The 26,177-nt window shown below is 38.7% G+C and carries 28 protein-coding genes and 1 other annotated feature; of the genes, 18 read left to right on the top strand and 10 right to left on the bottom strand.

The annotated features are described in order from the left end of the window. Nucleotides 1–31: 31 nt before the first annotated feature. The 3 genes from zwf to ACVC7R_RS02125 all read right to left on the bottom strand — a co-directional run bounded on the left by zwf (nucleotide 32) and on the right by ACVC7R_RS02125 (nucleotide 3,855). Nucleotides 32–1,519: a glucose-6-phosphate dehydrogenase gene (gene zwf, locus ACVC7R_RS02135; RefSeq protein WP_447263330.1), complete on the bottom strand. Its 1,488-nt coding sequence runs from the start codon at nucleotides 1,517–1,519 to the stop codon at nucleotides 32–34. Nucleotides 1,520–1,669: 150 nt separating this feature from the next. Continuing rightward, nucleotides 1,670–2,410: an amino acid ABC transporter ATP-binding protein gene (locus ACVC7R_RS02130; protein WP_447263329.1), complete on the bottom strand. Its 741-nt coding sequence runs from the start codon at nucleotides 2,408–2,410 to the stop codon at nucleotides 1,670–1,672. After that, entirely contained in the window at nucleotides 2,410–3,855 is a 1,446-nt protein-coding gene (locus ACVC7R_RS02125; RefSeq protein ID WP_447263328.1) for an amino acid ABC transporter substrate-binding protein/permease, read from the bottom strand. The genes ACVC7R_RS02130 and ACVC7R_RS02125 overlap by 1 nt, the downstream gene beginning before the upstream one ends. 179 nt (nucleotides 3,856–4,034) lie before the next feature. Here ACVC7R_RS02125 and uvrB point away from each other — a divergent pair, with 179 nt between their 5' ends. From uvrB to ACVC7R_RS02105, 4 genes are all read left to right on the top strand, one after another. After that, entirely contained in the window at nucleotides 4,035–6,023 is a 1,989-nt protein-coding gene (gene uvrB / locus ACVC7R_RS02120; protein WP_447263327.1) for an excinuclease ABC subunit UvrB, read from the top strand. 346 nt (nucleotides 6,024–6,369) lie between these two features. After that, complete coding sequence (locus tag ACVC7R_RS02115; RefSeq protein WP_447263326.1) at nucleotides 6,370–6,597, top strand: hypothetical protein; 228 nt, start codon at nucleotides 6,370–6,372, stop codon at nucleotides 6,595–6,597. A gap of 2 nt (nucleotides 6,598–6,599) precedes the next feature. Beyond that, nucleotides 6,600–7,034: a hypothetical protein gene (locus tag ACVC7R_RS02110; protein WP_447263325.1), complete on the top strand. Its 435-nt coding sequence runs from the start codon at nucleotides 6,600–6,602 to the stop codon at nucleotides 7,032–7,034. Nucleotides 7,035–7,053: 19 nt separating this feature from the next. Continuing rightward, on the top strand, nucleotides 7,054–7,521 hold the full coding sequence (locus ACVC7R_RS02105; protein WP_447263324.1) for an NUDIX domain-containing protein: 468 nt from the start codon (nucleotides 7,054–7,056) through the stop codon (nucleotides 7,519–7,521). Here ACVC7R_RS02105 and ACVC7R_RS02100 read toward each other — a convergent pair. Next, the gene (locus tag ACVC7R_RS02100; protein WP_447263323.1) at nucleotides 7,518–8,033 is read right to left on the bottom strand and encodes a 3H domain-containing protein; all 516 of its coding nucleotides are present in this window, start codon (nucleotides 8,031–8,033) and stop codon (nucleotides 7,518–7,520) included. The genes ACVC7R_RS02105 and ACVC7R_RS02100 overlap by 4 nt on opposite strands. 10 nt (nucleotides 8,034–8,043) lie before the next feature. After that, complete coding sequence (locus tag ACVC7R_RS02095) at nucleotides 8,044–8,571, bottom strand: ECF transporter S component (protein WP_447263322.1); 528 nt, start codon at nucleotides 8,569–8,571, stop codon at nucleotides 8,044–8,046. Between the two features lie 638 nt (nucleotides 8,572–9,209). After that, nucleotides 9,210–9,345 (top strand) — a sequence feature (ribosomal protein L10 leader region). A 38-nt stretch (nucleotides 9,346–9,383) separates the two neighbouring features. Between ACVC7R_RS02095 and rplJ the strand changes: the two genes are divergently transcribed. The 6 genes from rplJ (at nucleotide 9,384) to ACVC7R_RS02065 (ending at nucleotide 15,053) form a co-directional block, all read left to right on the top strand. Beyond that, nucleotides 9,384–9,884 carry a 50S ribosomal protein L10 gene (gene rplJ, locus ACVC7R_RS02090; protein ID WP_048691273.1) on the top strand — a complete coding sequence of 167 codons (501 nt, stop codon included), beginning with the start codon at nucleotides 9,384–9,386 and terminating at the stop codon, nucleotides 9,882–9,884. Nucleotides 9,885–9,959: 75 nt separating this feature from the next. Then, nucleotides 9,960–10,328 carry a 50S ribosomal protein L7/L12 gene (gene rplL / locus ACVC7R_RS02085; RefSeq protein ID WP_001196963.1) on the top strand — a complete coding sequence of 123 codons (369 nt, stop codon included), beginning with the start codon at nucleotides 9,960–9,962 and terminating at the stop codon, nucleotides 10,326–10,328. 372 nt (nucleotides 10,329–10,700) lie between these two features. After that, complete coding sequence (locus ACVC7R_RS02080) at nucleotides 10,701–11,267, top strand: hypothetical protein (protein WP_447263321.1); 567 nt, start codon at nucleotides 10,701–10,703, stop codon at nucleotides 11,265–11,267. Between the two features lie 332 nt (nucleotides 11,268–11,599). Next, nucleotides 11,600–12,517 carry a glycine--tRNA ligase subunit alpha gene (gene glyQ, locus ACVC7R_RS02075; RefSeq protein WP_316108606.1) on the top strand — a complete coding sequence of 306 codons (918 nt, stop codon included), beginning with the start codon at nucleotides 11,600–11,602 and terminating at the stop codon, nucleotides 12,515–12,517. A 212-nt stretch (nucleotides 12,518–12,729) separates the two neighbouring features. Further along, nucleotides 12,730–14,766 (top strand): glycine--tRNA ligase subunit beta, encoded by a 2,037-nt coding sequence (gene glyS / locus ACVC7R_RS02070; RefSeq protein WP_447263320.1) that lies wholly within the window; start codon nucleotides 12,730–12,732, stop codon nucleotides 14,764–14,766. A gap of 29 nt (nucleotides 14,767–14,795) precedes the next feature. Then, nucleotides 14,796–15,053, top strand: a complete 258-nt coding sequence (locus ACVC7R_RS02065; RefSeq protein WP_447263319.1) for a DUF896 family protein — start codon at nucleotides 14,796–14,798, stop codon at nucleotides 15,051–15,053. Nucleotides 15,054–15,137: 84 nt separating this feature from the next. Here the strand turns inward: ACVC7R_RS02065 and ACVC7R_RS02060 are convergent, their stop codons facing one another. The 3 genes from ACVC7R_RS02060 to ACVC7R_RS02050 are packed head-to-tail and all read right to left on the bottom strand — an operon-like array spanning nucleotide 15,138 to nucleotide 17,954. Next, nucleotides 15,138–16,376, bottom strand: a complete 1,239-nt coding sequence (locus ACVC7R_RS02060; protein WP_447263318.1) for an NAD(P)H-dependent oxidoreductase — start codon at nucleotides 16,374–16,376, stop codon at nucleotides 15,138–15,140. A gap of 18 nt (nucleotides 16,377–16,394) precedes the next feature. Continuing rightward, nucleotides 16,395–17,000: an NADPH-dependent FMN reductase gene (locus ACVC7R_RS02055; protein ID WP_447263317.1), complete on the bottom strand. Its 606-nt coding sequence runs from the start codon at nucleotides 16,998–17,000 to the stop codon at nucleotides 16,395–16,397. Between the two features lie 33 nt (nucleotides 17,001–17,033). Beyond that, nucleotides 17,034–17,954: an FAD:protein FMN transferase gene (locus tag ACVC7R_RS02050; protein WP_447263316.1), complete on the bottom strand. Its 921-nt coding sequence runs from the start codon at nucleotides 17,952–17,954 to the stop codon at nucleotides 17,034–17,036. A gap of 317 nt (nucleotides 17,955–18,271) precedes the next feature. Between ACVC7R_RS02050 and nox the strand changes: the two genes are divergently transcribed. Then, nucleotides 18,272–19,651, top strand: a complete 1,380-nt coding sequence (gene nox / locus ACVC7R_RS02045) for a H2O-forming NADH oxidase (protein WP_447263315.1) — start codon at nucleotides 18,272–18,274, stop codon at nucleotides 19,649–19,651. Nucleotides 19,652–19,712: 61 nt separating this feature from the next. On the opposite strand, the gene ACVC7R_RS02040 is transcribed toward nox, so the two are convergent. Together ACVC7R_RS02040 and ACVC7R_RS02035 are read right to left on the bottom strand one after the other, a co-directional pair. Next, on the bottom strand, nucleotides 19,713–20,573 hold the full coding sequence (locus ACVC7R_RS02040) for a YitT family protein (protein ID WP_074324730.1): 861 nt from the start codon (nucleotides 20,571–20,573) through the stop codon (nucleotides 19,713–19,715). A 62-nt stretch (nucleotides 20,574–20,635) separates the two neighbouring features. Continuing rightward, nucleotides 20,636–22,288 carry an Rqc2 family fibronectin-binding protein gene (locus tag ACVC7R_RS02035; protein ID WP_447263314.1) on the bottom strand — a complete coding sequence of 551 codons (1,653 nt, stop codon included), beginning with the start codon at nucleotides 22,286–22,288 and terminating at the stop codon, nucleotides 20,636–20,638. Nucleotides 22,289–22,392: 104 nt separating this feature from the next. On the opposite strand from ACVC7R_RS02035, the gene ybeY reads away from it, so the two are divergent. The 7 genes from ybeY to secG all read left to right on the top strand — a co-directional run bounded on the left by ybeY (nucleotide 22,393) and on the right by secG (nucleotide 26,157). Next, the gene (gene ybeY, locus ACVC7R_RS02030; protein ID WP_447263313.1) at nucleotides 22,393–22,890 is read left to right on the top strand and encodes an rRNA maturation RNase YbeY; all 498 of its coding nucleotides are present in this window, start codon (nucleotides 22,393–22,395) and stop codon (nucleotides 22,888–22,890) included. After that, entirely contained in the window at nucleotides 22,871–23,266 is a 396-nt protein-coding gene (locus ACVC7R_RS02025; protein ID WP_447263312.1) for a diacylglycerol kinase family protein, read from the top strand. Before ybeY ends, ACVC7R_RS02025 begins: the two co-directional genes overlap by 20 nt. An 18-nt stretch (nucleotides 23,267–23,284) precedes the next feature. Further along, nucleotides 23,285–24,184, top strand: a complete 900-nt coding sequence (era, locus tag ACVC7R_RS02020) for a GTPase Era (protein WP_447263311.1) — start codon at nucleotides 23,285–23,287, stop codon at nucleotides 24,182–24,184. Nucleotides 24,185–24,232: 48 nt separating this feature from the next. Beyond that, nucleotides 24,233–25,057, top strand: coding sequence for a DNA-formamidopyrimidine glycosylase (gene mutM / locus ACVC7R_RS02015; RefSeq protein WP_447263310.1), 825 nt, complete (start codon nucleotides 24,233–24,235; stop codon nucleotides 25,055–25,057). Beyond that, nucleotides 25,057–25,650 (top strand): dephospho-CoA kinase, encoded by a 594-nt coding sequence (gene coaE, locus ACVC7R_RS02010; RefSeq protein WP_447263309.1) that lies wholly within the window; start codon nucleotides 25,057–25,059, stop codon nucleotides 25,648–25,650. Before mutM ends, coaE begins: the two co-directional genes overlap by 1 nt. 84 nt (nucleotides 25,651–25,734) lie before the next feature. Then, nucleotides 25,735–25,884: a 50S ribosomal protein L33 gene (gene rpmG, locus ACVC7R_RS02005; protein ID WP_042898781.1), complete on the top strand. Its 150-nt coding sequence runs from the start codon at nucleotides 25,735–25,737 to the stop codon at nucleotides 25,882–25,884. Nucleotides 25,885–25,923: 39 nt separating this feature from the next. Beyond that, nucleotides 25,924–26,157, top strand: a complete 234-nt coding sequence (gene secG, locus ACVC7R_RS02000) for a preprotein translocase subunit SecG (protein WP_000282517.1) — start codon at nucleotides 25,924–25,926, stop codon at nucleotides 26,155–26,157. The last annotated feature ends 20 nt before the right edge of the window (nucleotides 26,158–26,177 follow it).

Below are 26,177 nucleotides of genomic sequence, written 5' to 3'. Positions count from 1 at the left end.
AAAATCCTGCAAGTATTCTTGCAGGAATTTTTTATTCTAGACGACCATCTTTACGATAGGCAATATCTGGTTGCCAAGTCCATTGAGCTCCATATTTTTCAAGCAAATCAAAGCTAGCTTGGGGTCCCATGCTACCAGCCTTGTAGTCATGAAGGGGAGCACCGTTTTCAGCCCAAAGTTTTTCAATGCGGTCAATCAACTCCCAAGAAGCGCTAACCTCTTCCCAGTGGCTAAAGTTAGTTGAGTTGTTATTTAAAACGTCGTAGATGAGCTTTTCATATGGATCTGGTGAAGCACCTGTAGCAGTTGCATCTGTTCTGTAATCAAGTGAATTAGGTGCAAGTTTAAACTCTTCTCCAACCTCTTTCCCATTAAGGCTAAGTGAGAATCCTTCTGTTGGTTGGATGTAGATTGTCAAAATATTAGGTGCTAGAGGTTCTCCAAAAATGGAATCCATTTGTTTGAAGACAATATTCACGTGAGTTCCTTTTTCAGTGAGGCGTTTACCTGTACGAAAGAAGAAAGGTACGTCACGGAAACGATCGGTATCAACAAAGAAGGCACCTGAAGCAAAGGTTTCTGTCATGGATTCAGGGTTAACATTTGGTTCGCTGCGGTAAGAAATGTATTTCATGCCATCGACTTTACCTGAACGGTATTGACCTCGGATAAAGTGTTCTTTTAGTTCTTCATCTGAAGGATGGTAAAGGTTCTTAAAGACCTTGATTTTCTCTGCACGAATGTCATCCTTCGTAAAGCTTGCAGGCATATCCATAGCTAGAAGTGACAGAAGTTGGAGGGTATGGTTTTGCACCATATCACGAAGGGCACCTGATTCATCATAGTAGCCGCCACGTTCTTCAACGCCCAGACGTTCTGCAAAGGTGATCTGAACATTATCGATGTGCTCACGATTCCAAACATTTTCAAAAATCATATTGGCAAAGCGAACTGCAAAGATACTCTGAATCATCTCTTTACCAAGATAGTGGTCAATGCGGTAAATTTGCTCCTCGTCAAAGGTAGCAAGAAGTTCTTCGTTGAGTTGTTTAGCAGTAGCGTAGTCTGTACCAAAAGGTTTCTCGACAATCAAACGTTCAAAGCCTTTTCCGTCCACGATTTGCTCTGACTTGAGGTGTTTGGCAATAGTACCAAAGAATTGTGGAGCCATAGAGAGGAAGAAGAGCTTGTTGTGCTCAGTTTGGTATTTTTCGTTTAACTCAGCTTGAAGTTTGCGTAATTCGATATAGTGCTCTGTGTCATTGACATCGTGACTTTGATAGTAAAAATGACTAGCAAATGCTTGAGCCTCTTCAACGCTATCTGCCAAATCCAGAATGGATTCGACTACAACAGACTCAAAATATTCCTTACTCCAAGGTCTACGAGCAGTTCCAATAACAGCAAAATGATCAGACAAATTACCTGATTTGTAAAGTCTAAAAAGTGAAGGGTAGAGCTTGCGTTTAGCCAAATCTCCACTAGCACCGAAAATTGTAACAATAACTTTAGATGACATCCAGCTACCTAATTTCTATTTACTTCCCTAGATATCCTAGGTATGAGGAATCCCTCGATTTTATACCCTCTATTTTATCATAATTTTCTAAAAAATCCAAAATTCCAATACAAGTAACAAAAAAACTGCAAGGGAAACCTTGCAGTTTTTTTAGGCATTGAGGACCTTGTCTAAAAATTCTTTTAGACGAGGGTGTTGTGGATTATCAAAGATTTGATCAGGTGTACCATCTTCTAAGAATTCACCGTCTGCCGTAAAGATAACTCGATTGGCAACCTTACGAGCAAATCCCATTTCGTGGGTTACGATGATCATGGTCATGCCTTGTTCAGCTAACTCTTTCATAACGTTGAGAACATCGCCGACCATCTCAGGGTCAAGGGCAGAAGTGGGCTCGTCAAAGAGCATAATATCAGGGTTCATTGCTAAACCGCGAGCGATAGCCACACGTTGTTTTTGACCACCGGATAGACTTTGAGGATTGGCATCGGCCTTGTCAGCAAGCCCAACTTTTTCAAGGAGTTCCATACCCAATTTTTCAGCTTCAGCCTTGGTCATTAACTTGTGCTCTACAGGAGCGAAAGTGATATTTTCCAAAACGGTCATGTGAGGGAAAAGATTGAAGTGTTGGAATACCATTCCGATATTTTCACGAACGTGGTCCACGTTGGTAGCCTTATCCGTCAAATCATAGCCGTTAACGGTGATAGTCCCTTTTGTGCCTTCTTCGAGAAGATTTAAGCTACGCAAGAAAGTTGATTTACCTGAACCAGAAGGTCCAATGATACAAACAACATCTCCTTCATAGAATTTTGCTGAAATTCCTTTAAGGACTTTGTTTTTACCATATTGTTTATGTAGATTATGGACATCGATTTTTAATTTTGCCATTATTGAATCCTCTTTTCTAAGCGTTTTGCAAGTCTAGTAAGAAGAGTGATAATCACAAGGTAGAAGACTGCGAGAATTGCATACATTTTGAAACTTTGGTAGTTACGGGCGATGATGATCTTACCAGTTTGGAAGAGTTCGACCAAACCGATTGCAGATACGATCGTTGTGTCTTTTAAGGCGATTACAAATTGGTTGACGAAGTTAGGAAGCATGAGTTTGGTTGCTTGTGGCAAGACAATCTTACGCATGGTCTTTCCATATGGAATCCCAAGACTTCGGCTAGCTTCCATTTGTCCAACAGGAACGGCCTTAATACCACCACGAACAATTTCAGCGATGTAGGCTGCCGAGTTTAGTGAAAGTGCAATGGTACCAGCGACAAAGTCGTTAATGGGACTTTGTTGTCCTGTAAGGGATTCGATAAAGTTAGGAATTCCCCAGAAAATGAAAGCAGCTAGAATCATCAATGGAATACCACGGATAACGTCAACGAAAATCTCTGAAATCAAACGGAGTGATTTATATGGGCTGACGCTAAACATACCAAAGATAATACCAATGAAAATCGCAATTACAAATGAAACAAGAGCTAATGAGAGAGTGATTCCAAGTCCGCTGAGGAGTTGTTTGTAGTTGTTTTTCAACAAGCCCCAAATAGTTGTTTCATCAGCAGTTGAGGTTGTGGTAGTCGAGTTGCTTGCTAGATATTTATCTAGAATCTTTTGGAATTCTCCATTTGCCTTAAGGTTTGCAAGTCCCTTGTTAAACTTCTCTAGCAATTCTGGATTACTTCCTTTTTTTACTGCAAAAGCAGTTTCACCAATTGGAGTACCTGCGATGGGTGTTTTTAATTTTTGTCCTTGACTGATAGAATATTTAATCACAGGTTCATCGTCCATGACAGCATCAATTGAACCAGTATTTAAACTATCATACATAGAGGCGGCATCTGAAAAAGTTTTGATTTTGTACCCGTATTTGTTTTGATTCTCTGTAAGGAAGCTTTGTGAAGCTGTACCATTCTTGACACCTACAGTCTTACCGTTCAAATCTTCATAAGAAGAAATGGAGCTTGATTCTTTAACACCGAGGATAGTATTTGCTGTATAGTAAGAATCTGAAAAATCGAAAGTTTCTTTACGGGCATCAGTTACAGACATTCCTGCAATGACACCGTCTGCTTGTCCAGATTGAACAGCGTTAATAGCTGCGTCAAAACCAGGGTTGGTAATTTCAATCTCAAAACCTTGGTCTTTGGCAATAGCCTTGATGAGATCCATATCAATACCAGTGTACTGATTGCTTGAATCCTGGAAAACAAAAGGTGCAAAAGATGAGTCACTGGCGATAACATACTTTGTTTTTTCTGTGTCAGCTTTTGCTATTCCCAGTGAAAATATAGGGAATAAAATTAGCAAACAAGCTAGGATTTTTTTCTTCATGTGATGTCTCCTTTCAAGATATTTTCAAATTATATCAAAAAAGTTGAAGAAGGGCAAATATTTTATATTTATATGTAAGAAAATGTAACATAGAACAAAATGAGGGTGTCTGTTGAGAAACAGAAACTTTTTCCTTTTTATGGTAAAATAGAAGGATAGAAAATGTTTATGAGGCCATTATGATAAATCGAATTACTGATAACAAATTTAAACTGGTATCCAAATACCAGCCCTCTGGGGACCAACCTCAAGCCATCGAGCAGTTGGTGGATAATATCGAGGGTGGAGAAAAGGCACAAATCCTGATGGGAGCGACTGGTACAGGAAAGACCTACACCATGAGTCAAGTGATTGCTCAGGTTAATAAACCAACCCTGGTCATCGCCCACAATAAGACTCTAGCCGGTCAGCTCTATGGGGAGTTCAAGGAATTTTTCCCGGAAAATGCCGTCGAGTACTTCGTATCTTACTATGATTACTACCAGCCTGAAGCTTATGTGCCTTCAAGCGATACTTATATAGAAAAAGATAGTTCTGTTAATGATGAAATTGATAAGCTGCGTCACTCAGCAACATCAGCTTTGTTGGAGCGCAATGATGTTATCATCGTTGCATCTGTTTCTTGTATCTATGGTTTGGGTTCGCCCAAAGAATACGCTGATAGCGTGGTAAGTTTGCGTCCGGGTCTTGAGATTTCTCGAGATAAACTGCTGAACGACTTGGTAGATATTCAGTTTGAACGCAATGATATTGATTTCCAACGCGGAAGATTTCGTGTGCGTGGGGATGTGGTGGAGATTTTCCCAGCATCTCGTGACGAGCATGCCTTTCGTGTCGAGTTTTTTGGCGATGAGATTGATCGTATCCGTGAAGTCGAAGCTCTAACTGGTCAAGTTCTCGGCGAAGTGGACCATTTGGCAATTTTCCCAGCGACTCACTTTGTGACCAATGATGACCATATGGAAGTAGCTATTGCTAAGATTGAGGCTGAGTTGGAGGAGCAGTTAGCTATTTTTGAGAAGGAAGGTAAACTGCTGGAAGCTCAACGTTTGAAACAGCGTACAGAGTACGATATCGAGATGCTTCGTGAAATGGGCTATACAAACGGTGTTGAAAACTACTCACGCCACATGGATGGTCGAAGTGAAGGAGAGCCTCCGTACACACTTCTTGATTTCTTCCCTGATGATTTCTTGATTATGATTGATGAGAGCCACATGACCATGGGGCAAATCAAGGGCATGTATAATGGTGACCGTTCTCGGAAGGAAATGTTGGTGAATTATGGTTTCCGTCTGCCGTCTGCCCTAGACAATCGTCCCCTTCGTCGTGAAGAGTTTGAAAGTCATGTCCACCAGATTGTCTACGTTTCAGCGACACCTGGTGATTATGAGATGGAACAAACCGACACTGTGATTGAGCAAATCATCCGTCCAACAGGTCTTTTGGACCCAGAAGTTGAAGTCCGTCCAACTATGGGACAAATTGACGACCTCTTAGGTGAAATCAATGCCCGTGTTGAAAAGAACCAACGTACCTTTATTACAACCTTGACCAAGAAAATGGCTGAAGACTTAACCGACTATTTCAAAGAAATGGGAATCAAGGTCAAATACATGCACTCGGATATCAAGACCTTGGAACGTACGGAGATTATTCGTGACCTGCGCTTGGGAGTCTTTGATGTCTTGGTTGGAATTAACCTCCTTCGTGAGGGGATTGACGTGCCAGAAGTTAGTCTAGTTGCTATTCTCGATGCCGATAAAGAAGGTTTCCTTCGTAACGAGCGTGGACTCATTCAGACCATTGGTCGTGCTGCTCGAAATAGCGAGGGGCATGTCATCATGTATGCAGACACTATGACTCAGTCTATGCAACGTGCCATCGATGAAACGGCTCGCCGTCGTAAAATCCAGATGGCCTATAATGAAGAACATGGTATTGTACCTCAGACAATCAAGAAAGAAATCCGTGACCTAATCTCTGTAACCAAGGCTGTTGCCAAAGAAGAGGACAAGGAAGTGGATATCAATAGCCTTAACAAACAAGAACGCAAGGAACTTGTTAAGAAACTGGAAAAACAAATGCAAGAAGCCGTCGAAGTGCTTGACTTTGAATTGGCTGCCCAAATCCGCGATATGATGTTGGAAGTGAAGGCCTTGGATTAAGTAAAACAGTAAGTGAGATTCAGTTTCTTCAAAATGTGTAGTTGAGTCCTTGTTTATAATAATGAAAAAACGATAAAAAATGAATCAAAAAAAATCAAATACAAAAAAGAATCTATCAAGGAAAGAAAGTTTCCATCTTTGGCTAGATTCTCATAAATTTTTAGGCTTCTTCTTAGTACTTGGTCTAATCTTAGGAATAGGCATAGGTATGACTCTAATTTTCGAAAGCCTTCCAATTCCTTCACCATACAGAGATATCAACTATAGTTTTCCAATATATATAAATCTTTTTTGTCTGGTGTATCAATTATTTGACTATTGGTTCCTAGACTTGTCTAGGAGAAGGATGACAATAAAAAGGTATGCGGATTTATTTATCTATCTTAATAGTATCGGTTTACTAGTTCATCTATTTTTAGGAGTTGGTGGGAAAAATAGTAAGGGCGTCCTGCCTTCTCTCTTATCCCTAGATCATCGCTATATTTGGTTCCCTATTCTTACTTATGTGATCTTCTTCCTAGTGGCTACTTTGATTATTTTAATTTCCAAATATGTTAAAAAGAAAAGGAGTTAATCATGCTAAAACATCTAACTATATTTAGGATTCTTTACCTTATGTTTCTTGTATTTGTCCTGATTCATTTTATCTTAGGCTTGTTCGGTTTTGCTTTTACACCTATAGTGTGGAACATCTGGTTATTTAGTCTTTGCCTTACTTTATTTATTCATCCATGGACCATCTTCTATAAAACGAGAATCTTTCAATGGCATCATTTAATTTTTCAGACTCTCAGTGGATTTTTTGCTCTCATAATCTGGTTAGTGATATTCTTTTTCCTATCTTTTATTCCAGACTCAGCCATGCCTATCAGTATAGACTATCAAGTTAATACTAAAGACAAAGAGATAAGGATTAATAGAGGATTTTTTCTTGATGATATTCGAGAGTATCACGACTGGATTAATCCTTTGATTATGAAATCTAAAGTTAAGTATAAGATAGAAAATTAAAGATTAGAAAGTGAGTCCTATGTCTCGAGCACAATTAACAATTCTTACCAATATTTGTATGATTGAAGATCTAGAAAAGCAGCGCGTGGTTATGCAGTATCGATCACCCGAAAGCAACCATTGGTCTGGCTATGCCTTTCCAGGAGGACATGTCGAAGACAGAGAGGCTTTTGCAGAGTCAGTTATTCGCGAAATATACGAGGAAACAGGTCTGACGATTCAAAATCCTCAACTTGTCGGCATTAAAAATTGGCCCTTAGATACAGGTGAGCGTTATATTGTTTTTTGTTACAAGGCGACTGAGTTTACTGGGAAGCTTCGTTCTTCAGACGAAGGAGAAGTATCCTGGGTACAAAAAGACCAGATTCCAAATTTGGATCTGGCTTATGATATGTTACCTTTGATGGAGATGATGGAAGCTCCAGACAAGTCTGAATTTTTCTACCGTCACCGTACAGAGGACGGGTGGGAAAAGAAAACTTTTTAATCTTTTACCAAATATCCTAACTTGTCTAAGGCCTTCTCAATATAGAGGAGGTCTTGTTTATTTTCTGCTTCAATTAAGTGATAATGGATACCATCTGTCAATTCAGATAGGGGGCGAAAATCAGACGTCTTAACCTGGTTTAAAAAGTGCTCGACATCGCGTCTACAACTTAGTTTGAGGAGGGTTTCGATTTCTCCGTAAACAGGATGATCGATCTGGATATTTTGAACTCGTCCACCATTATCAACAATAGCAAGGAGTTCTTGTTCCATATCTTCTTCTCCGTGTTTCACTTTAAAAAGTTTATGTACATAAGGATTTGATTTATTTTCCTTATAGATATAGCCACGATTGGTTGATAAGATAGGAGCGCCATCTGCACGAAGAATAGCGATGTCCTGAACAATAATCTGGCGAGTGACATGAAAATGTTCTGCTAAACTTTGTCCGTTTAGAGGTTTTTGTGATTCTTTTAAAAGTTGTAAAAGAGTTTCTTTCCTATTGTTTGTCATAGTCTCTTTCTTAATGGCGTTTTTTTAGTGCTTTATAAACAGCTAACGCTAGGTAATAGTCTATCATACTATGAATAATTGTACCAAAGCCAACTAATACAAACAAGACATAGAACATATTTTTTAGGTCTGTTCCTGTACTAGCGTAAAAGATAATACAAGCCAACACTTCAGCAACAGCGTGAACCAAACCGAGTACAAAGTTAAAAATCAAAGAAGATTTAGGATTATCCAAGGTTTGAGGATGTTTTTGAAGATAGAAAGCTCCAAGAGTTCCAAAGAAGATATGGGAGAAAGCTCGAAGTACAATAACGATCGGATAACCAGCCATGAGGAATCCTAGGCTAGAAGCTATAATGACAAAGATTGCCATCCATGGCGAAAGAAACATAGCGATAAAAATGGCTACGTGGCTTCCTAGAGTGTAAGAAGCGGGCGGAATAACAATCTTGAAGGGCATGATTATGGGAATGAGGATAGCGATAGCTGTCAGTAATGCTGTTACGGTCATGAATTGTGTTTTCTTTTGTGTATTCATAATAACTCCTTTTTATCTGTATATACAGTTGTATAGTACACTAAAATTTTAAACTAGTCAAGGAGTAAATTGCATTTCTGGAGAAAAATAGTTAAACTATAGTAAAGTATCTTAGTAAATGGGGAGTTAAGATGATTGATATTGTATATCCAATTTTTGTTATTCATTATTTAGCCAAACAGAAAAAAACAGGAATAATAGTATCGAAATTCACTACATTTACAGCCTATAGCTTTTTGATGATCTCGTTCATTAGAATTGCATTTGGATCACTGTCACTATTTGTTTTTAGTATACCCATTTTTGGTTTTCTCTATTTTAGTGTTATTGAGGAAATATTTCTTCATATTAGTATTATTTATAGTATCATCTTGCTTTTTTTGTCATTCTCTATTTTTATAGACGGTCAAAAAATAGCCAGGCTATTCAGAACACACAACCCACACCATTTTTATTTTATTTACTAATGTTAGCCTTTCATGCACTCTTAATCTATACTGACTTAGCCCCAATTCTTTCTATTCAGTGAAAAATCTACGTATTTTCTTTAAAAAAAGCAGTAGAAGAAGGACAAATAAATAATAAAAATTTTTTCAGAAAAAGACTTGCTTTGAAATGACAGATATGGTATACTTATAAACGGTTTGAAAAAACTGCCTAAGACAGTAGGGGAGCTAGACTCATAATTATCCTACCGAGGACAAAACGTATCATGTAAAAAGAAGCGTATTGTACTTTCGTGTCTAGGTTTGGGCGCGTTTTTCTTTTGGAAAAATTCCCCAAGCAAAATAATTACGGAGGTGAACACACTAATGAGTGAAGCAATTATTGCTAAAAAAGCGGAACTAGTTGACGTAGTAGCTGAGAAAATGAAAGCTGCTGCATCAATCGTCGTTGTAGACGCTCGTGGTTTGACAGTTGAACAAGATACAGTTCTTCGTCGTGAGCTTCGTGGAAGCGAAGTTGAGTATAAAGTTATTAAAAACTCAATCTTACGTCGTGCAGCTGAAAAAGCTGGTCTTGAAGACCTTGCATCTGTTTTTGTTGGACCATCTGCAGTAGCATTTTCTAACGAAGATGTTATCGCACCAGCGAAAATCTTGAACGACTTTTCTAAAAACGCTGACGCACTTGAAATCAAAGGTGGTGCAATCGAAGGCGCTGTCGCATCTAAAGAAGAGATCCTTGCTCTTGCAACTCTTCCAAACCGCGAAGGACTTCTTTCTATGCTCCTTTCTGTACTTCAAGCGCCAGTGCGCAACGTTGCTCTTGCAGTCAAAGCGGTTGCAGACAACAAAGAAGACGCAGCTTAATCTTAAGCTACGCAGCGTAGCCTAGCTACAAAAATATAAAAAAATTAAATTTAAACTTATTTGGAGGATATAACAATGGCATTGAACATTGAAAACATTATTGCTGAAATTAAAGAAGCTTCAATCCTTGAATTGAACGACCTTGTAAAAGCTATCGAAGAAGAATTTGGTGTAACTGCAGCTGCTCCTGTAGCTGTTGCTGCAGCTGGTGCTGCTGACGCTGGTGCTGCTAAAGACTCATTTGACGTTGAATTGACAGCTGCTGGTGACAAAAAAGTTGGCGTTATCAAAGTTGTACGTGAAATCACTGGTCTTGGACTTAAAGAAGCTAAAGAACTTGTTGATGGTGCACCAGCACTTGTTAAAGAAGGCGTTGCAACTGCAGAAGCTGAAGAAATCAAAGCTAAATTGGAAGAAGCTGGAGCTTCAGTTACTCTTAAATAATAGAGCGACTACATTTGTAGCTTAAAAACATGATTAAACCGCTATTCTTAGGAGTAGCGGTTTTTCTTTATAATTAAAAAGAGAAAATTTATAAAGTGTCTCCAGTTGTTCCATAAGATTTTCATCATAAAGTTCTGGAGTTTGATTAGAGAACCATGTCAATCAAACTCCAGCGCTCGATAAAGCGATGATGTATTTGTGGAAGGAGATTATGTTTGCTAAGGTATTTTTTGCAGAAATAGTGGTACAATATCCTTAGAATAGTTCAAAATTTATCTTTGCTAGGGGAAAGGGAGATTGAACTCCCTGATGCATCCGTCTTAGTATGGGATTAATGTCCTATAAAAAGGAAATGTTATAAAGGTGATATTGATGGAAAGATATGAATTTACAGCGACAACAGCAAAATCAGATATAATAATTGGTATCCTTTTTCCCATGTTCCTCATGCTTCCTGTATTGGGAATACAGTTGGCTACATTCTATTTAAAACTGAATGATTTTTTTAAATCACAACCTCTTTTTCTTTATACGATAGTATTAGTATCTTTTGGTATTAGTTTTCTTTTAATTAAAAAAATACAAGGTAGTCTAGTGAAGAATTTTGTCGTAGAATTATCTGGAAGAAATATTAGGATTCGGTGTGATGGAAAGGAGATTGTATCAGGAGAAGTTATTTTCTGTAGGATAAAAAATAAGGAGCCTAAACTGGGGGCGAGAGCCTTAAATGTAGACATAGACACCAAGGGGGATAACATTAAATTTCGAGTTCGGTCTAAGGAATATGAAAATTTATCATCTTCTACTTGGAATCCTCTCGGGACAAGCAACCCCTCTGATGTAGAAACGTTATTATCTTTGGGCAAAAAAATAAAAAATGTTATGGAAGAAGAAGTTTTGATAGAAGATGAAGCTTCAAAAAAAACTCGATCGTTTTGATTGAGGTTTTTAGCATATTTCTTAAACAATACCTTGTGCAATTTTAAATGTTTTAGTAAAGATTCCTTATAAAAAATTTTACTTCTTAATTACTTTTTGATATAATAAACGGAAGAAAGAATATCTTATCGGTAAATCTTAAGCGAGCCTGAGATAGTGAGAGTCAGGTGATTGAGAGATGAGTGTGGCACTTTTGGTAAATTTTAAAAAATAATGAAGTAATAAATTAGGGTGGAACCGCGTTTCTGACGCCCCTAGGTCACTTGACTTAGGAGCAAAGACTCGGTTCTTTTTGTATCCAAAGTCTCAAGAATTAAAAAAAGGAGTAAAACATGTCCAAAAAATTAACCTTCCAAGAAATTATTTTGACCTTGCAACAATACTGGAATGACCAGGGTTGTATGCTTATGCAGGCTTATGATAATGAAAAAGGTGCGGGTACGATGAGTCCTTACACCTTCCTTCGTGCCATTGGTCCTGAACCATGGAATGCAGCTTATGTAGAGCCATCTCGTCGTCCAGCAGATGGTCGTTACGGAGAAAACCCTAATCGTCTTTACCAACACCACCAATTCCAAGTGGTGATGAAACCATCACCTTCAAACATTCAAGAGCTTTACCTAGAGTCGTTAGAAAAATTAGGGATCAATCCATTGGAACACGATATCCGTTTTGTTGAAGATAACTGGGAAAATCCATCAACTGGATCTGCAGGTCTTGGTTGGGAAGTTTGGCTTGACGGGATGGAAATCACTCAGTTTACCTACTTCCAACAAGTCGGTGGTTTGGCAACTGGTCCTGTTACCGCTGAGGTGACTTATGGATTGGAACGTTTGGCTTCTTATATCCAAGAAGTAGACTCAGTTTATGATATCGAGTGGGCTCCAGGTGTTAAATATGGAGAAATCTTCCTTCAACCAGAATATGAGCACTCAAAATACAGCTTTGAAGTTTCTGACCAAGACATGCTTCTTGAAAACTTTGAGAAATTTGAAAAAGAAGCAGGACGAGCGTTGGAATTGGGTCTTGTACACCCAGCCTATGACTACGTTTTGAAATGTTCACATACCTTTAACTTGCTTGACGCTCGTGGTGCCGTATCTGTTACAGAACGTGCCGGTTACATTGCCCGCATTCGTAACTTGGCCCGTGTAGTAGCTAAAACTTTCGTAGCAGAGCGCAAGAAACTCGGATACCCACTGCTAGACGAAGCAACCCGTGCTCAACTTCTAGCAGAAGAGGAAGAATAGACAGAATTACAGGAATAAATGACTGAAAGTCGACCGTAGGTCGCTAAATAAAACAAGACCGCTGTAGTGAAAGTCGGATAAGAAGTTTCTTATCCGACTGGGGAACTGACGAGACTTAAGGCTTGGCAGTTAGCAATGAAACCGAAGGTTTGCTTACGTCCCCCACTACTAAAGGTCTTGTTGAAGAAAATTAATTTTGTAAAGGAACAAACATGACAAAAAACTTATTAGTAGAACTAGGACTCGAAGAGTTACCAGCCTACGTTGTCACACCAAGTGAGAATCAACTGGGTGAAAAAATGGCAGCCTTCTTGGATGACAACCGCCTTTCATACGAAGGAATTCAAACTTTCTCAACACCACGTCGTTTAGCTGTTCGTGTACTTGGTTTAGCGGACCAACAAACAGATTTGACTGAAGATTTTAAAGGACCTTCTAAGAAAATTGCTTTGGATGCAGAAGGAAATTTCTCTAAAGCTGCCCAAGGATTTGTCCGTGGAAAAGGCTTGACGGTAGATGACATTGAATTCCGTGAAATCAAAGGTGAAGAATACGTCTATGTAACCAAACATGAAGCTGGAAAACCAGCTGAGGAAGTATTGACAGGAATTCCAGAAGTCTTGGCTAGCTTAAGTTTCCCAGTAACCATGCACTGGGCAAACAATACTTTTGAATATATCCGTCCAGTCCACACTTTGATAGTGCTTTTGGATGATGAAGCTCTTGACCTAGATTTCTTAGATATTCATTCAGGCAGAGTCAGTCGCGGACACCGTTTCCTTGGTCATGAAGTAGAAATTCGTCATGCTGATAGTTATGAAGAAGACTTACGCAAAGTCTATGTCATTGCTGATAGCATTGAACGTGAAAATATGATTCGTGAACAAATTAAGGAAATTGAAGCAGAACAAGGCGTTCAAGTACAGATTGATGAAGGACTTTTAAACGAAGTCTTAAACTTGGTCGAATATCCAACTGCTTTTATGGGTAATTTTGATCCTAAATACCTAGAAGTTCCAGAAGAAGTTTTGGTTACTTCAATGGAAACTCATCAACGTTATTTTGTAGTGCGTGATCTTGATGGAAATCTAAAACCAAACTTCATTTCAGTTCGTAACGGAAATGCTGAACATTTGGAAAATGTCATTCGAGGAAATGAGAAAGTCTTGGTTGCCCGCTTGGAAGATGGAGAATTCTTCTGGCGTGAAGACCAAAAACTCAAGATTGAAGATTTAGTTGCTAAACTTTCACACGTTACCTTCCATGAAAAGATTGGTTCACTTCGTGAACACATGATTCGTACAGGGCAAATTGCTATCCTGCTAGCAGAAAAAGCTGGTCTATCAGTTGATGAATCTATTGATCTTGCTCGTGCTGCAGCCATCTATAAATTTGACCTCTTAACTGGTATGGTTGGGGAGTTTGATGAGCTTCAAGGAATTATGGGTGAGAAGTACGCCCTTCTTGCAGGAGAAAATGCTGCAGTGGCTCAAGCTATTCGTGAGCACTATCTTCCAGATTCAGCTGAGGGAGCTCTTCCTGAATCTAAAGTTGGAGCTATTCTTGCACTAGCTGATAAATTAGATACTCTCTTATCTTTCTTCTCTGTCGGTTTGATTCCATCTGGTTCAAACGACCCTTATGCCCTCCGTCGTGCAACACAAGGGATTGTTCGTATCTTAGAAGAATTTGGTTGGAATATTCCAATGGACGAGTTGATTGCAAGTCTTTATGCCTTATCGTTTGATAGTTTAACCTACGATAACCAAGAAGAAGTGCTTAACTTCATCAAAGCTCGTGTTGATAAGATGATGGGGGCTACAGCCAAAGATATTAAAGAAGCTGTTCTAGCAAGTTCAAACTTTGTTGTTTCTGATATGATTGAAGCTGCAGAAGCTTTAACTGAAGCTGCAAAATCTGAAGATTACAAATCATCAGTTGAGTCTCTATCTCGTGCCTTTAACCTAGCAGAAAAGGCAGAAGGTTCAGTCAAAGTTGATGCAAGTCTCTTTGAAAATGAACAAGAAAAAGAACTAGCCCAAGCAATAGAAAGTCTTGAATTGAAAGGTTCGGCTAGCGATAAATTAGCACAACTATTTGCTCTTAGTCCTGTTATTGATGCATTCTTTGACAATACAATGGTTATGGCTGAAGATGTTGATGTTAAGAATAATCGTTTGGCTATTCTAGCTGAACTTGTGAATAAAGCAAAAACAGTGGCTGCTTTTAATCTTCTTAATACAAAATAGAAATTACAAAGTAGATTGGAGGTTCAAACATGACACCAGAAAAAATTGCTCGTATTAATGAGCTTGCTAAAAAGAAAAAGACAGAAGGCTTGACTCCAGAAGAAAAAGTAGAGCAAGCCAAACTTCGTGAAGAGTATATCGAAGGCTATCGTCGTGCAGTTCGTCACCATGTTGAAGGTATTAAAATCGTGGATGAGGAAGGAAATGACGTGACTCCTGAAAAACTTCGTCAAGTGCAACGCGAAAAAGGCTTGCATGGTCGAAGTATTGATGATCCAAATTCATAAATAAAACAAGACCTCGGTTAGTAAATGATAACCGAGGTTTTTCTTATAAAAAAGGAACCAAGAATGGTTCCTTTTTGTTACTTATTAGTTACTTGCGCCTGAAGTAGCGTCTGCATCTCCATGGCCACCATTAGCTGAGTCAGAAGCGCCTGAAGTAGCATCAGCGTCGCCATGACCACCAGCAGCTGGAGCAAAAGGTCCGCTACCACCTACCAAGCGTTGACCTGTTTCTTTCAAGTACCAATCAAGCCATGGTTGGAAGTTAAAGACAATTTCATTAATACCAGCATATGAACCATCAGGATAGTACATTGCTTGGTAGTTGTGAGTGTTGATAACACCAGCAGGTGAACCTGGAACAATTGTACGTACGTAATCTTGGTTACCGTTTCGAAGTGTTCCAATAACCCACTCAACGTTTTTCATACGTGCTGGTGGAAGTGAATCGTGAATGGTTGACATACGGCTACCAGATTGAGATGGTACACGTTTTGCAAACATTGTATCAGGGTCTTGGTGAGCGTTGTTGTAGTAGAGGAATTGGTTGTTATCGTCAGCGTATGTCAATTCAAAAGGCATAGCTTTCAAGAACATATCAATTTGGTTAACTGTAAGGATACCATGGTCAAGCTTAACGTACGTATCACCGGATACAGCCCCTGTAATTTCTGCAACTTTTTCTACCCATTCTGGATCATCAGGGTCAACTTCTGTAATCGTTGTAGCGATTGGTTTTCCACAATCCAAGTCTTCTGGTTCAATTGGTTTTGGTTTTTTCAATTTAGAAACGACTCCTACGTATTTGACAAAGTTATCTAAGCAAGTTTCAAGGAACTTAACGGTTCCTTCATTAATAATATCTCCATTTGCATCAAAAGCTTCTTTAGCTTTTCCAAGGAGGAATTCATTACCAGGTAATGTGTAGGCATTAACGCCTGGTGCATCAAGAATTTTACGAAGGTGAACTTGAGCACGTGATGTTCCTTGGTCATAGTATGAAGCACCCACAATCATGACTGGTTTATTTTCAAATGGATGTACTTCGTATGAAAGCCATTCAAGTACAGACTTAAGTGAAGCTGAAATAGTGTGGTTATGCTCAGGAGTAGCAATAATGACACCATCAGCACGAGTAATTTTATTGTAAAGAAGGCGCAACTGGAAGCTATCGTCCCATTTTTCATCTTGGTTAAACATTGGAACTTCATCGATTTCCAAAAGCTCTAGTTCAAATTTAATTTTAAACTGACGGCGGATGAATTCCAAGAGTTTGCGGTTATATGATTGATCGTAGTTTGATCCAACAAGTCCAACAAATTTCATTCTATTTTGTCTCCTATCTTACAAATTTTCCCAGTCAAATTCTTCTGCATCTTTGCGAAGAAGCTCTTGTGCGTTACGCAATTTTTCAGTAACTTTAACAAAGATGCGGAAGTCATCAAAGATGGCATCCAATTTATTAATGACATCAAGATCTACCAAGTCACCGTTCTTATCAAATGCTTGAAGAGAGTGAGAGAGTAAGAATTCATCAGGAAGAACTGTTGCTTTAATCTCAGGAGCATTCAAAATTTGACGAAGTTGCAATTGAGCGCGTGAAGAACCAAGTGTACCATATGAAGCACCTGTAATCATAACAGGTTTGTTCAAAAGTGGGAATACTCCGTAAGAAATCCAAGCTAGGGCGCTCATAAGAACAGCTGGAATTGAGTGGTCGTATTCAGGAGTACCGATGATCACACCATCAGCTGCTTCGATTTTAGCTACGATTTCCATAGCTTCAGCCGGAATTTGTTTGTCGGCTGGTTTGTTAAATACAGGTAGGTCTTTGATTTCTACCAATTCGATTTCTGCTTTATCAGCAAAGTGTTTCTGCATATATTGAAGCAGTTGACGGTTTGTGGAACGTTTAGAGTTAGTTCCTACAATAGCAATAAGTTTAAGCATGGGCTTTCCTTTCTCTTTTGCGTTATTAATTATTTACTGTTGGATACCAGATGAACAAAAAACGTGTCCATCTTTGTCAATGAGGATGGCTTCAATACCTTCAATATTTTCGACTTGCCACATAATAGAAGCGCTACGTTCGCCAAATAATCGTGTGGTCCATATCTCCCCGTCAACTGAGCGGTCAGATATTATGGTTAAACTCGCTAAGTCCGTTTCGATTGGATAGCCTGTTTCACTATCAAAAATATGATGATAATCCTTACCGTTGATTTCAAGATGCCGTTCATAAATTCCAGAAGTAACAACTGATTTTCCAGTAATGGATAAGGTCATCAGGTGATTACCACGTGGGTGAGTTGGATCTTGAATACCGATTTGCCAAGGTTGACCGCTTTTTGCTTGGTTATTACCAATTGTGAGGATGTTTCCTCCAAGATTGATAAGAGCAGAAGTAACGCCATTCTCTTTCAAGAAAGTGGCAACCTTATCCGCGCTATAACCTTTTGCTAAACAACCCAAGTCGATTTTCATTCCCTTTTTTTCAAGGTAGACAGTTGAATGAACTGAATCGAGTTTAATCATATGAGGGTCTATTAGTGGTAAAACTGAAGCAATTTCTTCAGGACTTGCAACCTTTGCATCGGAAAATCCGATACGCCAGGTTTGAACCAAGGGACCGATACTGATATTGAGATGACTTCCAGGCGCTAAACTATGGTCTAAACCTAAGGAAATCAGTTCAAATAAATCAGGGTGGACTTTAACTGGAGCAATACCTGCCTGATAGTTAATTTCCATTAATTCGGATTGAGCACTATTCGCATTAAAGCGAAATTCAAGTTCCTTTAGCAAATCAAAAGCTTGACGGAGAAGATTGTCCGCTTGTTCATGTACTAAGGAAATAGTAATTGTAGTTCCCATTAATCGCTCAGATGATGAACTGAGAGGCAAAGAATCAACTCCCTTCAAATCACTCGGAAATAGCTACAAATCTTGTATGTATCACAATTTAAGAATTTATATTTTATTTCCATATAAATAGAATATCATAAAGTCAGCGTTTTCACAAATTATTTTTTACAAAAAGTCAAGAAATATGCTTAAAAAATTAAAAACAGCTCCAAATCAATGAGGACTCTTTGAAAAAAATTGATATATCTTTCAAAAACTTTCTTAAATGACACCAAACGGGTCAAAAGTCTTGAAAACGTTCACAGATAATGGTATACTTGAGAGGTAAATAAAAAAATAAAGGTAGGATTTATCTTATGAGTAAAATCGTAGTCGTGGGTGCTAACCACGCTGGAACTGCATGTATCAACACTATGTTGGACAACTTTGGAAACGAAAACGAAATCGTTGTATTTGACCAAAACTCAAACATTTCATTCCTTGGATGTGGAATGGCTCTTTGGATTGGTGAGCAAATCGACGGTCCTGAAGGATTGTTCTACTCTGATAAAGAAACGCTTGAAGCTAAAGGTGCGAAAATTTACATGAACTCACCTGTACTTTCAATCGACTACGATAACAAAGTTGTTACTGCAGAAGTTGAAGGAAAAGAACACAAAGAGTCTTATGACAAATTGATTTTTGCTACTGGTTCAACTCCAATCTTGCCACCAATCGAAGGTGTTGAAATTGTCAAAGGTAACCGTGAGTTCAAAGCAACTCTTGAAAACGTACAATTCGTTAAATTGTACCAAAATGCTGAAGAAGTTATCAACAAGCTTGCTGATAAGAGCAAACACCTTGAACGTATCGCTGTTGTCGGTGGTGGATACATCGGTGTTGAGCTTGCTGAAGCTTTCGAACGTCTTGGAAAAGAAGTTGTCCTAGTTGATATCGTAGACACTGTCTTGAACGGATACTATGACAAAGACTTCACACAAATGATGGCTAAAAACTTGGAAGACCACAACATCCGTTTGGCACTTGGTCAAACTGTTAAAGCTATCGAAGGTGACGGTAAAGTAGAACGCTTGGTAACTGACAAAGAAACATTTGATGTGGATATGGTTGTTCTTGCAGTTGGATTCCGTCCAAACACAGCTCTTGCTGACGGTAAGATTGAACTCTTCCGTAACGGTGCCTTCCTTGTAGACAAGAAACAAGAAACTTCAATTCCAGGTGTATACGCTGTTGGTGACTGTGCGACTGTTTATGACAATGCTCGTAAAGACACTAGCTACATCGCACTTGCTTCAAACGCTGTACGTACAGGTATCGTAGGTGCTTTCAATGCTTGTGGACATGAGCTTGAAGGAATCGGTGTTCAAGGATCAAATGGTATTTCTATCTATGGTCTTCACATGGTTTCAACTGGTTTGACACTTGAAAAAGCAAAAGCTGCAGGTTACAATGCAACTGAAACTGGCTTCAATGATCTTCAAAAACCAGAATTTATGAAGCATGACAACTATGAAGTAGCTATCAAGATTGTCTTTGATAAAGACAGCCGTGAAATCCTTGGTGCACAAATGGTATCTCGTGATTCAGCAATTAGCATGGGAATTCATATGTTCTCACTTGCTATCCAAGAACACGTTACAATTGATAAATTGGCATTGACAGACCTATTCTTCTTGCCACACTTCAATAAACCATACAACTACATCACAATGGCTGCACTTACAGCAGAAAAATAATTGATGATATGACAATAAAAAAAGTAACTTCAACGATTGAAGTTACTTTTTTATTTTAAATTTAAGAGACCTCGTCTCTTGCTGGGAAAGTAAACCCTTCTCCAAGGATTTCGTGAGCTTCCGTGATAGTGATAAAGGCCATCGGATCAACTGTATGAATCATTTCTTTCATCTTGACAATTTCATTTCTTGCGACAATACAGTAAATAATCTTTAAGTCCTTTTGGCTATAGTAACCTTGTCCTGAGATAAAGGTAACACCACGACCGAGTTCTTCATTAATTTTATCAGCTAATTCCATCGGTTTTTGAGTGATAATCATAAATCCTTTTCCAGCATATCCACCCTCACCGATTAGGTCAATAACTCTTGAAACGATGAAGTCAAATAAGAGAGTATAGGTTACAAGACGTAGGTCTTGGAAGATGATTAAAATCAACATTAGAATCAGAAAATCAAGTCCAAAAAGCAATTTTCCAACAGAGATATTGGTGTATTTATTAAGGATACGAGCGACGATATCAGTGCCACCGGTTGTTCCACCCGCGTTGAAAATAACACCAAGTCCAACACCTAGGAGGACACCAGCTACTAAAGCAACCACAACGAGATCTCCTTCAAGGTTAAACTGAAGAGGAATTTTTTCAAAGATAGCTAACCAGACGGAGACGGCAATGGTTCCAAGTAGACTGGAATATAGTGATCTTAGTCCAAATATTTTCCAAGCTAGTAGAAAGAGAGGGATATTAATCAAGATATTCATCAGCGAAATAGGGATATTAAAGAGATAGTAGGTAATCAAGGTTATCCCTGTTGCTCCACCCTCGAATAAGTGATGCGGAACAACAAAATAAGTAAGTCCGAAGGCGAAGATAGCAGCTCCGAATATAATAGTTATAGTTGGTTTAATATGCCGTAGCATTGAGCTCCCCTCCTATTTTTGTGTAAAAGTGAAGTAATAATATTTTTAAAGTAAGACTGATATTACAACTTCATGGATTCAATTTTCTCGGAATCAGGTGTAACACGAAGAGTTTTTTGACCGGTATAGGTAACAAAACCAGGTTTTCCACCAGTCGGTTTATTGAGTTTTTTAACCTCAATCATATCCACTTGAACGAGATTAGAAAGACGTCCTTTCGAATAGTAGGCTGCGAGTTCTGCAGCATCCGTCTTGACTTCGTCAGAAGGATTGAGGTTTCCTGAGATGACCACGTGGCTTCCTGGGATATCCTTAGCATGGAACCAAAGTTCCTCTTTGCGTGCAATCTTAAAGGTTAATTCCTCGTTTTGAAGATTGTTTCGTCCAACGAGAATAATGGTTTTCCCATCGCTAGCCAGATATTTCTCTGGCTTTTTACGCTTTTGAATTTTTTCGCGTTGGCGTCTTCTAATAAAACCTGTTTGAATTAATTCTTCACGAATTTCAGCAATTTCATCTAGCCCAGCCTGATTGAGGACTGTTTCGACACTTTCCAGATAAAGAATGGTAGCCTTTGTTTCTTCAATTAGATCAGTCAGGTATTTGACAGCCTCTTTTAACTTCTGATAACGTTTGAAGTATTTTTGAGCGTTTTGGTTTGGTGTTAAAGCTTTATCGAGAGAAATCGTGATAGGCTGATTGGTGTAGTAGTTATCTAAGACGACTTGGTCTTGGTCATTTGGAACTTGATGAAGAAAAGTCGTTAGTAACTCTCCTTTTTGGCGAAATTCCTCAGCATTTTCAGTAGCCTGAAGTTCTTTTTCTTGTTTCTTAAGCTTTTGACGATTCTTTTGCAATTCATTTTCAACACGACGAATGAGTTCGCTAGCTTGTTGCTTCACACGATCACGTTCTGCCTTATCTTTATAAAAAACATCAAGAAGTTGAGATAAGCTTGAAAAATGTCCTTCAATTTTAGTTGAAAATGGGACACAAGAAAAAGACTTATCAGTTAAGCATGGGTTGGTTTCTTGCTTAAAAAAGTCACGAAAATTGGAAAGCCTATCATTAGTTAATAAATTCTCTAATTCAATTGCCGTATCACGGCCTAAACCTTGAAAGAGGCTTTGAAGGTTTTTAGCTGTCAATTCCTGTGTTTGTAGGATTTCAAAAAGTTTTTCATCCTTAATGGTAAAAGGATTGAGGGCCTCTGTACTTGGTGGGGCTATGTAAGTTGCACCAGGTAGGAGGGTCCGGTAACTATTTTGAGAGAAACCGATATGTTTAATCACCTCAAGAATTTTGTTGCTAGACTTGTCTACGAGGAGAATATTACTATGTTTTCCCATAATCTCAATGATAAGTGTAGCCTGAATATCATCACCAATCTCGTTCTTGTTAGAAACAGTGATTTCAACGATTCTATCATTTTCAATCTGTTCAATAGATTCAATTACCGCACCCTGTAAATATTTCCTTAAAACCATGATAAAGGTAGAAGGTTGAGCAGGATTCTCAAAGGTCGTGTCTGTTAACTGGATGCGTCCAAATACAGGATGCGCAGAAAGGAGCAAGCGATGACTTTGACGGTTGCTACGGATTTGTAGGACCAATTCTTGGTCAAAAGGTTGATTAATCTTTTGGATACGGCCATTTAGCAGTTCTGTCCGTAATTCCTCAACCATGTGGTGTAAAAAAAATCCATCAAATGACATTGTTTTCTCCTCTTGAATGTATTCCATAGTATTATATCAAAAAGGTAGAATAAAATCATAGAAATATGGTATAATAAAGCCAAGTAAAGAGAATCGAGAAACGCATGTATATTGAAATGGTTGATGAAACTGGCCAGGTTTCTAAAGAAATTCTACAACAAACTCAAGAAATTTTGGAATTTGCTGCTAAAAAAATTGGAAAAGAAGACAAGGAGATGGCAGTCACTTTTGTGACCAATGAACGTAGTCATGAACTCAATTTAGAGTTTCGTGATACGGACCGTCCAACAGATGTTATTAGCCTTGAATACAAACCTGAATTAGAGATTACCTTTGATGAAGAAGATTTGGCGGAAGATCCTGACTTAGCAGAAATGATGTCAGAATTTGATTCTTATATCGGTGAACTATTCATTTCAATTGACAAGGCCCATGAGCAAGCCGAAGACTACGGTCATAGTTTTGAACGTGAGATGGGCTTCCTAGCAGTTCACGGTTTTTTACATATCAACGGTTATGATCACTACACTCCGGAAGAAGAAGCGGAGATGTTCGGTTTACAAGAAGAAATTTTAACAGCCTATGGACTCACAAGACAATAAACGAAAATGGAAAAATCGTGACTTGCTTTCAAGTTTAGATTTTGCCCTGACAGGTATTTATACTGCCATAAAAGAAGAGCGTAATATGAGAAAGCATGCAGTGACCTCTCTCTTGGTTGTTCTTGCAGGCTTTGTTTTTCAAGTTTCCAGAATTGAATGGCTCTTTCTCTTATTAAGCATTTTCTTAGTCATTGCTTTTGAGATTTTGAATTCTGCTATTGAAAACGTAGTTGATTTAGCTAGCCATTATCACTTTTCTATGTTGGCAAAGAAAGCTAAGGACATGGCTGCCGGTGCAGTTCTTGTTGTATCTTTATTTGCTGCAGTGACTGGACTTATCATTTTCATCCCTAGAATTTGGGATTTGCTATTTTAAACTTTAATAGAGGTAACTATGACATTTAAATCAGGCTTTGTAGCCGTTTTAGGACGTCCCAACGTTGGGAAGTCAACGTTTTTGAATCACGTCATGGGGCAAAAGATTGCCATCATGAGTGATAAGGCGCAAACAACGCGCAACAAGATTATGGGAATCTACACGACCGATAAGGAACAAATCATCTTTATCGATACACCGGGAATTCATAAGCCTAAGACAGCCCTTGGAGACTTCATGGTAGAGTCAGCTTATAGTACCCTACGTGAAGTGGATACTGTTCTCTTTATGGTTCCAGCAGATGAGCCTCGCGGAAAAGGGGACGATATGATTATCGAACGGCTCAAGGCTGCTAAAGTACCAGTCATTCTCGTGGTCAACAAGATTGATAAGGTTCATCCAGACCAACTCTTGGCCCAAATTGACGACTTCCGTAATCAGATGGACTTTAAGGAAATTGTACCGATTTCAGCTCTTCAAGGAAATAATGTTTCGCATTTGATTGATATTTTGAGCGAAAACTTAGAAGAAGGTTTCCAATACTTCCCGGCTGATCAAATCACAGACCACCCAGAACGTTTCCTAGTATCAGAGATGATTCGTGAGAAGGTCTTGCACTTAACTCGTGAAGAAATTCCACACTCAGTTGCGGTGGTGGTAGACTCTATGAAACGAGATGAGGAGACCGATAAAGTTCATATCCGAGCAACCATCATGGTCGAGCGTGATAGCCAAAAGGGAATTATCATCGGTAAAGGTGGTGCTATGCTCAAGAAAATTGGAACCCTTGCCCGTAAAGATATCGAACTCATGCTAGGAGACAAGGTCTTCCTAGAAACTTGGGTCAAGGTCAAGAAAAACTGGCGAGATAAAAAGCTGGATTTGGCTGACTTTGGCTATAACGAAAAAGAATATTAAGAAGAGGTGGGCAGTAGCCTGCTTCTTGTTTTTAGAGAAGGAGGAGCTATGCCTGAATTACCAGAAGTTGAAACTGTACGACGTGGTTTGGAAAAATTAATTCTGGGGAAGAAGATTACAACCATTGACATTCGTTACCCCAAGATGATTAAAACTGATTTGGATGAATTTCGGAAAGAATTGCCTAGTCAAGTCATTCAAACAATGGGACGTCGTGGCAAGTATCTGCTTTTCTATTTATCCGACAAAGTTTTAATCTCTCACTTGAGAATGGAAGGCAAGTATTTTTATTACCCAGACCAAGTGCCAGAACGCAAACATGCTCATGTGTTGATTCATTTTGAGGATGGCGGAACTTTAGTCTATGAGGATGTCCGTAAGTTCGGAACGATAGAGTTGCTTGCTCCTGAGCTTTTAGAAGCTTACTTTATTTCAAAAAAACTTGGTCCGGAACCGACTGAGAAGGATTTTAATTTAGGGAGTTTTAAACTAGCCTTGAAAAAATCTAAAAAACCAATCAAATCGCATCTTCTCGACCAGACTTTGGTTGCAGGATTAGGTAATATCTATGTGGACGAAGTACTTTGGAGGGCGAAAGTTCATCCAGCTAGGATTTCTCAAAGTTTAACAGCACAAGAGGCTAGAAAAGTCCATGATGAAACGATCAATGTTTTAGGTCAGGCGGTTGAAAAGGGTGGATCAACCATTCGCACTTATACAAATGCATTTGGAGAAGATGGCACCATGCAGGAAATGCATCAAGTATACGACAAGGCAGGTCAAGCTTGTTCGCGTTGTGAAACCATCATCGAAAAAATTCAACTAGGTGGTCGTGGAACTCACTTTTGTCCTAAGTGTCAAAGGAGGAAGTGATGGGAAAAATAATCGGAATTACTGGTGGTATTGCGTCAGGTAAGTCCACTGTCACAGAATTTTTAAGACAAAAAGGGTTTCAAGTTGTAGATGCGGATGCAGTCGTCCACCAACTACAAAAACCTGGTGGACGATTATTTCAGATTTTAGTGGAGCATTTTGGGGACAAGGTTCTTCTTGAAAATGGTGAACTGAATCGTCCTTTACTTGCTAGCTTTATTTTTTCAAATTCCAAAGAGCAGGAATGGTCTAAGAATACTCAAGGAGAGATTATTCGTGAGGAGCTAGCTGCATTACGAGATCAGTTGGTTCAGACAGAAGCACTCTTTTTTATGGATATTCCTTTACTTTTTGAACAAGGATATGATTCTTGGTTTGATGAAACTTGGTTGGTCTATGTAAATCGTGATGTTCAATTGAAGCGATTGATGAAACGGGACCAAATTTCAAGAGAAGCAGCTGAATCCCGTTTAAACTCTCAATGGCCTTTAAAAAGAAAAATTAGTCTGGCTAGTCACAGTCTAGATAATAATGGAAATCAGGAACAGTTGATAGCTCAAGTAGTTCAGTTGCTTGAAGAAATGTGTCTATAAATTAACATTGTTAGGAAGGAGAATTTTGGTATTGTTTGTTCAAATCATCTTAGATTGAAATAGTATCAAATACAAAAAAATCTAGTGCGTGTAAAAATTAATCTAAAATGCTCCTCTTGTGGTAGCATGAATTATCTAACCAGTAAGAACTCCAAAACCCACCCAGAAAAGATTGAAGTTCTAAAATATTGCCCAAAGGAAAGAAAAGTAACTTTACATCTTGAATCTAAGTAGAATTTATGGTAAAATAATAGGGATTTTAAGGAGTTTGATATGTATAACCTATTATTAACTATTTTATTAGTATTATCTGTTGTGATTGTGATTGCAATTTTTATGCAACCAACAAAAAATCAATCGAGCAATGTATTTGATGCCAGCTCAGGTGACTTGTTTGAACGTAGCAAAGCACGTGGTTTTGAAGCCGTGATGCAACGTTTGACAGGAATCTTAGTCTTTTTCTGGCTAGCCATTGCCTTAGCATTGACGGTATTATCAAGTAGATAAGAAAATAATGGGCGAGACTG

The sequence above is a fragment of the Streptococcus sp. Z554 genome (assembly GCF_053010305.1).
Note: the sequence above shows the minus strand (reverse complement) of the source record. Positions and strands in the feature narration are given on the sequence as shown.